This window comes from Pseudoalteromonas sp. AOP7-A1-14 (assembly GCF_052376275.1).
In the GTDB taxonomy this organism is placed as follows: Bacteria; Pseudomonadota; Gammaproteobacteria; order Enterobacterales; family Alteromonadaceae; genus Pseudoalteromonas.
Window position 1 is genome coordinate 1 of sequence record NZ_JBQSVO010000144.1, and the last position, 7,909, is coordinate 7,909.

Below are 7,909 nucleotides of genomic sequence, written 5' to 3' on the forward strand. Positions count from 1 at the left end.
GTAGTATAAAACAGGCTATTACGTAGTTTTTCTATATCCACATCATATTTTTTAAGCATTGGCGCAAGTTTATTAACACGAGCATCTAGCGCTTCCTCACTAGGCATTTCATCAAGGCCCGCTAAAATAATACGATTACTGTTTTTGTCAGTGCTAACATTTATAAAGTCACCGAATACGGCCGCATAAGTCGCTGACTCATGCTGGTAAAGCTTACTTGACGAAAAAGTATTAGCTGCAACAACGCCATCTGGCGCTAACACACTTTGCACTTCGGCAAAAAATTCTTTTGTTAGTAAATGCTCAGGAATGTAGTCACCGTTAAAAGCATCGAGAATAACCCAATCATATTGTTCTTTTTTAAGTGCTGCGCGCTTTATAAAAATACGCCCATCTTGCACCTTTGAAGTCACTTTATCGGTTTCAATAAAACTAAAGTAATCACGCGCAACTTTAATTACAGCAGGGTCAATTTCAACATTTTCAATAGCAGCATTAGGGTACAGCTCATGAATAACATTAGAAAGCGTACCGCCGCCAAGGCCAATAATTAACACATTTTGAGGATTATCTATCATCAATAAGCTAGCAAATGTCATTTTCGTGTAATTGAAAACAAGCTTATTTGGCTTACTTTTATACATGCAACTTTGGCTGCTTTTACGGCTTTTTTCATCAAACTTTAAACAGCGCAAATCAGCAGTTTCTTCGACTAAAATATTGCGATAAAGCGAACGCTCCTTATGAATCACCTCTGCATGAGCAAGTGAGGTGCTAAGCAATAAAAGTAATGTTATACACCTAAGCATAGTTCAACCTCTTTTTGACGAGACTTGCTAAAACTCATAGCCAGTATTCCCAGTAATCCTAAAAACCCCGCAAAACCTATAATAATGGTATTTACATCAAACGCCAGCACCATATAAAACGAGGTAATAATAGTGCCAAGCGCGCTACCTAAAGTACTTACAAAATAAAGTCCGCCAGCGACTTGGCCGCTTTTTTCATGATCGGTCACTAACAACCTAACAGAATAAGGGGAGATCATTCCTAGTATAACGGTGGGTATAAAAAATAGCGCTGTTGAAGCAAGTAACGACCCATAACGGCTATCTTCTACATGAGCAAAAATAAACGCCATTATTGACTCTGCAAAAAGAACGATAGGCACCACCATAATACTTGCTAGTAGAAAAATAGTTCCGTACTTAGTCAAACTAGGTTTCCTAGTCGAGAGCTTACCGCCAAGTAAATAACCAATAGATAAACTAAGCATAAACACCGTAATAATACTCCCCCAAATATGGACACTACTACCAAAATAGGGAGCTAATATTCGACCGCCAAGCAATTCAATTCCCATGATAGAAAAGCCACTACTAAAGGCTAAAAAATAAATAAGCGCATTGGTTTTATTCACTGCCAATTCCTGTTGTTTATTGTTGTAATTATTATCCATATTAACCTGATGAAGATGACGATGCCATGACTGATTTTTAAACTGTAAAAAAGGTTAGCAACCACATCAAATAACAAAATTAATTTAAGAATTGCGGGCAAGCTTTAGTACCTAATAAAAGTGCTGAGCAAGCTGTGACAAACACTATACGCACCTAGGTTTACTGTATTACTTACTCACGCACACAGCTAGAGCATTCAATAAATCGAAACTTATTAATCCTTTTTTGATAGTGCCAGTTGATGAAGCGATTTATGTAGCCCCCTTTTGCCAATCAGATATCTACTATTATTTACGCAAAAAAGAAGGAGTATAATTTATAATGAAAAAGCATGTGCTGAATAATATTTAACCTAAAAAAACACAAAATAAAGTAATAAGCCTTAATTATTGAGGATTTATTAAATTTTTAACGCCTTTTCTGTTAAGTTAATAGACTGTATTAACGCTAAAGGAATAAGGATAGTGACCATGAAAATAAAGCAGCTCTCAAGTAAGACATTAACAGGCTTAAAAGTTAGAACTTGTAATGTCAATGAAATGAATACTGACACAGCAAAAATCGCAAACCTTTGGCAAGATTTTAACGAAAAATACGGCTCTAAATTAACAGAAAAAACGAATGTTTACGGTGTTTATACCAATTACGAAACCGATATGGGTGGCTATTTTGATGTTATTGCTTGCTGCGATGATCAAAATATCAACGTTAACGATTCAGTAAAAGTAACCACTGACGATAGCCGTTACTTGGTATTTAGTGGCGAAGGTGAAATGCCTGATGCTATCATTGATTTATGGGGGGCAATTTGGCAGTATTTTAGCTCAGATGATTGTACTTATAAACGCACTTACACTAGCGACTTTGAATACTATAAAAGTGATAGTGAAGTAGAAATTGCGATAGCGATTGAAGGGTAACTTTATAAAAAAACTCTGTTTATTGCTTTAAAATTCAAGTTTAAACCAATAAATTTGGTACCTTTCCTCACATAACTGAGTATTACAACGCGTTATAATACTCAGTAAATCCCGTAAGAATATTCGTTGTCGCAATGGCTGAAAGAAGCAACCCCATTATTCGACTAATGACACTGGCGCCACTACTACCTATAACTTTACTAATAGAGCCAGACAGTAGCATTAATATATAAACAACAACCAACACAGATAACATCACCAGAGCAGTTTGTATTTGCTCCCAAAGACTAAAAATTGTATTTTCAGTTAATAAAACAGCAGTTAATATTGCGCCAGGGCTTGCGATAGAGGGCATTGCAATAGGAAATATAGCTGTTTCCCTATCTGATTTAACAAGCAGCTTTAGCTCTTCTTCGGGCTTGCTTTCACCAAATATCATACTCAACGCAAATAAAAATAATACTATACCTCCTGATATTTGAAACGCAGGAAGAGGAATTGATAACGCTTTTAATAGTATTTCACCAATTACCACAAAAAAAATAAGTAAGCATGCAGATACCAATGTAGCCATTAAGGCTATACGACGCTTGGTTTTCTCTTCATATTTATCAGTGACAGCAACAAATACAGGCACAGTACCAATTGGGTCTATAACAGCAAAAAAAGTAATAAAAACAGCCAACAGATCTATCATTTATTTCCTACAAATAATTAACATCCATTTAGAAAGTAACATTTTTATTAAGTAAAATGGATTAATTTCTTTTAAAACCACAAATATAAAGGGGCTAAACTTGGCTTAATGAAAAGCTAGCAACTTCAAAAAAATTTATTGAATCTATTACTGTCAAATTTAGCTTTATAAACCCTTATTACATTTTGCATAAAAAAGCCACGCTCTAATAACTGTTAGAGTGTGGCTTTTGAATAGTTAAACACTATAAAACTAACTGATTTAATTATCCTATTTATTCAATAAGTTCCTTTCAAAAAACTCGGCCATCATGGTGTGGTAGTGCAGGGCGGTGCCTTTACCTTCGCTTAAGCTATGTGAACGATTTGGATATGAGAAAAACTCAAACTGTTTGTTGTGCTTAACTAACTCGTTAATTAAACGCTCAGAGCCTTGGTAATGCACGTTATCGTCGCCAGTACCATGTATGAGTAATAGCTTACCCGTTAGGTTTTTAGCAAACGTAATAGGCGAGGTATTATCGTAGCTCTCAGGGTCTGTATTAGGGTTACCCGCATAACGCTCTTGGTAAATAGTGTCGTATAAACGTATATCTGGCACTGGCGCTGAGGCTATACCCACTTTAAATTTATCACCATGACGGAACAATAAGTTAAGAGTTGAGCTACCGCCCCCTGAGTGCCCCCAAACACCAACGCGGTCGGTGTCTATTACATCCCAACGTTTTGCCATGGCATCGAGCGCATCCACTTGATCTTGCACGGTGATTGAGCCAATTTTTTTATAAATCGATTTGCGCCAATCACGGCCTTTTGGCGCGCGTGTGCCTCGGTTATCAACCGATGCGACAATAAAACCTTTTTGCGTTAACAGTGATTTATACAAGTAGCTATTGCCTTCAAAGCGATCTTGCACTGTTGAGCCCCACGGTTCACCGTATACGTAAAAAATAATTGGGTATTTTTTACTTTTATCCATGTTCTCTGGGAACATAATGTAGCCATCAAGCTCGGTGCCATCCTGCGCATTCACTTTAAAAAACTCATGACTTGGTAAGCTTTGCTCAGCGAGTTTTTCTTTTAGATCTTTATTTTCAACTAACGTTTTTACATTACTGTGATCGCTCACTTTAATGATTTCTTTAATTGGTGGCGCACCAAATTTAGAATAGTTGTGCATTGCCCATGAGGCATCTTTAGACATGTAATAGCTATTAGAGCCTTCAAACTCTTCAGGTGTTACACGCACAGGTTTACTACTACCATCAAGCGGTGTGCTGTATAAATAGCGTTGGCCTGGGTTTTCTGGCGAGGCGATAAAGTACATTACGTTTTTTTCTTCATTGATAGTGAGCATATCAACAATATCGTAATCGCCAGGCGTTAGGTCAATAATGGTTTTGCCATCGCGCGATACACGGTAAAGGTGACGCCAGCCATCACGTTCGCTGTGCCAAATAAAGAACTTACCGTCTTTTGACCAGTTAGCTTTGTAAAACCATTCAATAAAAGCATCGTCTTTATCTTCTAAAATTTTAGTAAGCTTTTGGTTTTGCCAATCAAAAAGCCATACTTTATTGTGATTTTGTGGCCGATTCAAATCTTGAATCATTAATTCATCGCCTGTGCCTGCCCAGCTAATACGCGGAATGTAGCGATCGCGATTATCACCTTCAAGTTTGGCCCAGCGCGTTTGTTTGTCAGCAAGGCTGACTACACCAACACGTACTGCTGAATTCGTTTCGCCAGCTTTAGGGTAAGGGAACTTTTTTAGAGTAGGGTAAAGCTCATCGGTGTTATTAATCATAGTGAAAAACTTAACGCCGCTAGTATCAAGCTGCCAATAAGCGATAGATTTATTATCAGGGCTCCATCTAAAACCATCAGCAATAGTGAATTCTTCTTCGTACACCCAATCAAAATTACCGTTAACAATAGTGGCACTGCCATCGGTTGTAAGCGCTGTTACGTCATTGCTGCCAACCGCTTGCATATAAATGTTGTTATCACGCACATAGGCTACTTTTGTGCTATCTGGTGAGAACTTAGCAAACATTAGCTTAGTTGGTTCAACGTCTGCGCCACCCAATTGCTGTAATTGGTTAGTCTCAAGATTGAGTAACCAAAAATCACCGCGGCTACGCGAACGCCATACTTGTTCACTATTGGTAAACACCATCAGCCATTTTCCGTCTTTTGACCATTGGTAGCTTTCGATTGCAAATGGCTCGTCTGCGCCTTCTGGCAGTAGCTTTTCAAACTCAACTAAAACTTTGCGACCAGTACCGTCAGCATTGTAAAATACAATGTCGTTACCTTTTACGCCGTGTTCTTTTTCGTTATCAGCTTTGTTATTATCAGCGCGATCATGGTCTTTTTTATCTTCTTCGCTTTCACGTTCTTCAAGTACCGTGTAACCGGTACCATCGTCGAGCCATTTAAAATAGCTGCTACGTTGTGCTTTAAATGCTTTGTCTTTATAAATTTTTTCTAGGGTAAGGGGATTGCTAATTTGATTCATTACTTTGGCCTCAGAGCTTGGTGTTACAGAGCAACCAGATAACGAAAGCCCAACCAGTACCGACAATACTAAAGCTGGGGATTTGAGTAATTTCATGTAGTGATCCTAAATGCGATTAGCGCTTATTGTAATTATTTACAAGTAGCATTACTTACACTTTAGCAAAAATTACATTTAAGATCTGAACGTTTATCGCATTAACTTAAGAGTTAACCCCAGAAATATTCAAGTTGGTTAAGCTGGTACAAAACGCAGCACTGGTAGAGTTTAATTGCCCACCTATACGAGATTAACCTAATTAAAACAATATTTAGGCAAAAAACTAACGAAAAGCACTTGGTAAAAAAGTGGTTTATCGTCAGATTTATCCATAAGTTGAGAAGTAACTTTTATCACAAGCTAAACTTTGTGGTGAGCGTTCAAAAATCTGTGCCATTAGTACCCTCCTCACATCGGGTAATTATTGATGAGATTTTTTGACATTTAAATTACATAGTTGCATTTAAGCCATGAACAGGCCACAGCAATTAATTAAACTACTGGGAATAATTAGTAAAGTTGTAATGGGGGTTTACACTTAGGATTCTTCATCCAACTCGAGTTGTGCTTTTTCTACGCTTTCTTGCGGAAGTTCCTTTTGCACAGAAACCCCTAACTCTTTAAATTCAGATGCTTGTTTTATTAAGTTCCCCTTGCCACGGTAAAGCTGCGAAAATGCTTTATCATAGCTTTCTTTTGCTTTATCAAGCTGCTTACCAACACCTTCCATACTGGTTAAAAAGCCATTTAGTTTACTGTAGAAACGCTCTGCACGGTTTGCTAACTCTTTTGAATATTTAGTTTGTTCTTCAAAGCGCCAAAGCTGCTTAACAATATTTAAACTCGTAAGCAGTGTAGTCGGAGTTGCAACTAAAATATTTTTTTCTATCGCTTGCTGATAAATATCGCTTTGATATTTAAGTGCTTCTACAAACGCTGACTCTATCGGTACAAACATAATAACGACCTCTGGAGAGTTTAGCCCAGGAAGTCTATCGTACGATTTATTGGCTAGTTCGTTAATACGTGCTTTAACCGCCTCTACGTGCTCTTTAATAGCTTGTTGAGCTTCGAGGTCGTTATCGGTATTCACGTAACGTGTATAGGCATTTAAAGATGTTTTAGCATCAATAACTAAGTGGCGTTTTTGTGGTAAATACACAACAACATCTGGCCGCAGGCGACCATCTTCAGTATTAAACGACACCTCGCGTTTATAATCGATTCCTGCGCGCAGCCCCGCACTATCAAGTACATTTTCTAACATTAGCTCGCCCCAGTTTCCTTGGGTTTTCTTTTGCCCTTGCAATGCATTACTGAGTTTGTCAGCTTGCTCGGTGATTGCTTGGCTTTTAGCTTGTAAATGTAGTAACTCAATTTTAAGAGCTTCACGTTGTTTAGAGTCTTCCACGTGGATTGATTCGAGTTTATCGCGAAACCCTTTTAGTTCTCCTTGCACTGGTTTTAAAAGCTGCTCAATGCTTTCTTGATTAAGGGTTTTAAACTTTTGTGACTTTTCTTCAAGTATTTGGTTAGCTAAGTTTTCAAATTCTTTTTTTAATAGTTCTTTGCTGTGATTGATATACTCAAGTTGTTCATTGAAGTGTAGCTGTTTTTGCTCAAGGGTACTTTTTATAGTACTTAAATCAACATCACGCTGGTTTAATTCATAACGAGCAGCAGTGAGTTCTCCTTCAGCCTTTTGCCAGAACTGCTTGTATTGCTGAGCATGCTTTTCTTGCTCTACAAAACGCGTTTTGAAATGTTGGGTTTCGTCACGTAACTCGCTGTAATCATCTTGAAGTTGTTGGTGTAAGGCCTCGGAGTTATTTAGTTTTTTTTGCTGCTCTGTAAATTGGCTTTGTAACAATTGATGGGCTTGATCAAGTTGTGATAATTGACTCGCTAGTCTTTTTTTATGTAATCGGGCCATAAGCCCTAAAGTTATAGCACCCGCGGCAAAACCTGCCCCTATACTTGGCCAATCTAAACTTGTAAGTAGCTGTATATACATAAATAAACTTTAATTATCCAAAAGACATATCATCATAACTAATTAGGCGAGGCCAAGATAGCGTAAGTAATAATTAATAACTTGATACCTATTTATTTAAAGCTCTGAGCATACCTACAAAGCGAAGATATACAAACAGCAGAGAGTACTGAGGAGGATCTAAATATGAAAAAACAGCTCCAGATTTATTAAAAAAATTATTTGTGTAAGTAATTAATCAGTTACGATATGTTCAGTTATCTCAAGAGTTATAGGCATA

Annotated in this window: 6 protein-coding genes; 1 reads left to right on the plus strand and 5 read right to left on the minus strand. The window is 37.5% G+C overall.

Annotated features, from left to right (window positions below; all coding sequences use genetic code 11):
- Both ACT3RM_RS16145 and ACT3RM_RS16150 read right to left on the minus strand, forming a co-directional pair.
- Window positions 1-809: spermidine synthase (locus ACT3RM_RS16145; RefSeq protein ID WP_441995289.1), on the minus strand; the 809-nt coding region annotated here is incomplete at its 3' end.
- Window positions 794-1,459, minus strand: a complete 666-nt coding sequence (locus ACT3RM_RS16150) for a fused MFS/spermidine synthase (RefSeq protein WP_441995287.1) — start codon at window positions 1,457-1,459, stop codon at window positions 794-796. The genes ACT3RM_RS16150 and ACT3RM_RS16145, both read right to left, overlap by 16 nt.
- Before the next feature lie 471 nt (window positions 1,460-1,930).
- Between ACT3RM_RS16150 and ACT3RM_RS16155 the strand changes: the two genes are divergently transcribed.
- A complete protein-coding gene (locus ACT3RM_RS16155; RefSeq protein ID WP_441834330.1) occupies window positions 1,931-2,380 on the plus strand; it encodes a GyrI-like domain-containing protein in 450 nt (149 codons plus the stop codon).
- Window positions 2,381-2,462: 82 nt separating this feature from the next.
- On the opposite strand, the gene ACT3RM_RS16160 is transcribed toward ACT3RM_RS16155, so the two are convergent.
- From ACT3RM_RS16160 to rmuC, 3 genes are all read right to left on the minus strand, one after another.
- On the minus strand, window positions 2,463-3,077 hold the full coding sequence (locus ACT3RM_RS16160; protein ID WP_441834331.1) for a MarC family protein: 615 nt from the start codon (window positions 3,075-3,077) through the stop codon (window positions 2,463-2,465).
- 270 nt (window positions 3,078-3,347) lie between these two features.
- Window positions 3,348-5,693: a S9 family peptidase gene (locus ACT3RM_RS16165; RefSeq protein WP_441836544.1), complete on the minus strand. Its 2,346-nt coding sequence runs from the start codon at window positions 5,691-5,693 to the stop codon at window positions 3,348-3,350.
- Between the two features lie 481 nt (window positions 5,694-6,174).
- Window positions 6,175-7,569, minus strand: a complete 1,395-nt coding sequence (gene rmuC / locus ACT3RM_RS16170) for a DNA recombination protein RmuC (protein ID WP_441836545.1) — start codon at window positions 7,567-7,569, stop codon at window positions 6,175-6,177.
- Between the last annotated feature and the right edge of the window lie 340 nt (window positions 7,570-7,909).